This window comes from Streptomyces aurantiacus (assembly GCF_001418335.1).
GTDB lineage: Bacteria > Actinomycetota > Actinomycetes > Streptomycetales > Streptomycetaceae > Streptomyces > Streptomyces aurantiacus.
On record NZ_LIPP01000411.1, the window covers coordinates 305 to 2,987 of the forward strand.

Here is a 2,683-nt window from a genome sequence, read left to right on the forward strand (position 1 = left end):
CGCGATCTTCTCGCCGCCCCGGTTGATCTGGTCCTTCGCCCGTCCCTCGACGACCAGATGTCCGCTCGGGGTACGGCGCACGATGTCGCCGGTGCGGTAGAAGCCGTCCTCGGTGAAGGCGGTCGCGTTGTGCTCGGGAGCCCGCCAGTAGCCGCGGATCGTGTATGGGCCACGGGTCAGCAGATGCCCGAACCCGCCCTCGGGGACATCCTGTCCGGCATCGTCGACCAGGCGGATCTCGTCGTCCGGGGAGATCGGCCGGCCCTGCGTGGTGACCACGGTCTCGGGATCGTCGTCCATCCGGGTGTAGTTGACGAGCCCCTCCGCCATGCCGAAGACCTGCATGAGCCGGCAGCCCAGGGCGGGCGACAGCCGGCGGGCCGCCTCCGCGCTGTACTTGGCACCGCCGACCAGCACCAGGTCCAGGCTGGACAGATCGTGCCCGGTCACCGGGGCCGCCTCCGTCCACACCAGCGCCAGCGGCGGCACCAGGCCCGTCATGGTGATCCGTTCTCGCTCGACGATCGGGAACGCGGTCGCCGGGTCCGGCCGGGGGCACAGTACGGAGGTGCCACCGGCGTACAGCACGCCCAGCCAGCCGGGCGAGCTCATCGGGAAGTTGTGCGCGGCGGGCAGCACGACGAGGAAGCGGGTGTCCGCGTCGACGCCGCAGATCTCGTTGGAGCCCCACAGGGAGTACAGGTAGTCGTCGTGGGTGCGCGGGATGAGCTTCGGCACCCCTGTCGTTCCGCCCGACAGCTGGAGGAACGCCAGCTCGTGCGGTTCGGGCCCGGCGAGCGGCAACGGCGTCTCGTACGACACCTCGTACGACACCTTGCGCGACACCTCGCGAGACACGGCGCACGGCACCTCGGACAGCGCCGTGTGCTCGCCCGGTTCGCCGACGACGAACACGTGCCGCAGGCTCGGCGTCCGCTCCTTGACCCGGGTCGCGAGTGCGCGGTGGTCGAATCCGGCGTGCCGGTCGGGAATGACGTAGGCGACGGCCTCGGTGAAGGAGCAGAAGTACGCGATCTCCGTCTCCCGGTGCGCAGGCAGCGCGTACACGGGCAGCGCGCCCATCCGCAGCAGCGCGAGGACGACCTCGATGAACTCGCCGACGTTCGGCAGCTGGAGGACGACCCGGTCGCCCTTGGAGATGCCGCGCGCCGTGAAACCGGCGGCCAGCCGGTCGACGCGCTCGTCCAGCTCCTGGTAGGTCCAGGTGCGGCGCTCCGGCGCCGGGTCGACGAGCGCGATCCGGTCGGGGTGCGCGGCGGCGCGCTCGCGCAGCACACCGCCGAACGTCTCGCCGCGCCAGTAGCCGGCGGCGCGGTAGCGCTCGGCGAACTCGACGGGCCAGGTGGGCGCGTCGATACCCGGGGTGGTGGCGTGCACGGGCTCGGTGGTGGCCTGCACGGGCTCGGCGGGGCTCACAGCGAGGCCCCCACGGCGCTCAGGAACGTACGGAACTTGGCGCCGGTCTCGGCGGTCTCGGCCTCCGGCGAGGAGCCGGCCACGATGCCGGCTCCCGCGAAGAGCCGCAGCGAGCGGCCCTCGGCCTCGGCGCACCGGATCGTCACCACCCACTCGCCGTCGCCGTCCGCGTCCTGCCAGCCGACCATGCCCGTGTAGGGACCGCGGTCGAACGGCTCCGACTCACCGATGACGGCACGGGCCAGCTCGGTCGGCGTCCCGCACACCGCGGGAGTGGGGTGGAGCGCGCACGCCAGGTCCAGCGCGGAGACGTCCGGGTCGGCGAGCTCACCGGTGACCGTGGTCGACAGGTGCCACATGGCCGCCGTACGCACCAGGGTGGGCCGGTCCGGCACGTCCAGGCGGGTGCTGAACGGCGTCAGTGCCTCGCGCACGGCGGCGACGACCACCGCGTGCTCGTGCAGGTCCTTGGGGGACTCCAGGAGGGCGGCCGCGCGCCGGACGTCCTCGGCGAGGTCGGCGCTGCGCTGAGCCGATCCGGCGAGCGGGTTGGCGGTCAGCCGGCCGCCCCGGCGCGCCACGAGGAGTTCGGGACTGGCGCCGATGAGGGTGCGGCCCGGCCCGCTGGGCACGGCGAAGGTGTATCCGGCCGGATCACGGCGGGCCAGCCGGCGCAGCATGAGCGGCAGATCCGGATCACGCGGCGAGGTCAGCTCCAGCGTGCGGGCCAGGACGACCTTGTCGAACTCCCCGGCGCGCATGCGTGCGACGGCGGAGGCGACGGCCGCCGCGAAGCGTTCGGGGGTGGGAGTCTCGCGCATCCGCCAGTCGGCGGCGTCCTGCGCGAACGGCACGGGAAGCGCGATGAGCGGGTCCTCGCGCAGCGGCGGCGCCCATCGTACGGATTCCGGCACGGCCAGCGACGGCGGTGCGTCGGGGGCGAAGGGCAGCGAGCCGACGACGACCGGTGCCGGATCGCCGCCGCGCCGCCGCGCGGTCAGGACCTCACGCACCCGGTGCGGCAACGGCCGTGCGTCGTGGGGTATCTCGGCGGCGGTCCCGCGGCCCAGCAGGGTGTGGCCGGGCGAGGCGAGGAACCGGTCCGTGGCGGGGCGGTACGCGTCGAGCAGGGCGGTCGCCGCGCCGGGACGGACCAGGACGGGTGCGGTGGGTTCGCGCAGAGAGGCGGACGAGGCAGACATGGATGTCTCCAGTGGGGGAGGTGACGAGCCACGGTCGGCGAGGG

At 73.6% G+C, this 2,683-nt stretch carries 2 protein-coding genes; both read right to left on the minus strand.

Annotation, left to right across the window (positions count from 1 at the left end):
• On the minus strand, window positions 1–1,437 hold a 1,437-nt coding region (locus AOK01_RS37100; RefSeq protein WP_425424789.1), incomplete at its 3' end, for a (2,3-dihydroxybenzoyl)adenylate synthase.
• Window positions 1,434–2,639 carry an isochorismate synthase gene (locus tag AOK01_RS37105; protein WP_055519550.1) on the minus strand — a complete coding sequence of 402 codons (1,206 nt, stop codon included), beginning with the start codon at window positions 2,637–2,639 and terminating at the stop codon, window positions 1,434–1,436. The genes AOK01_RS37100 and AOK01_RS37105, both read right to left, overlap by 4 nt.
• Window positions 2,640–2,683: the final 44 nt, after the last annotated feature.

What these genes read in the sequence shown, in the direction of transcription:
- AOK01_RS37105 (WP_055519550.1), bottom strand. Translation starts at nt 2,639, where the DNA reads ATGTCTGCCTCGTCCGCCTCTCTGCGCGAACCCACCGCACCCGTCCTG.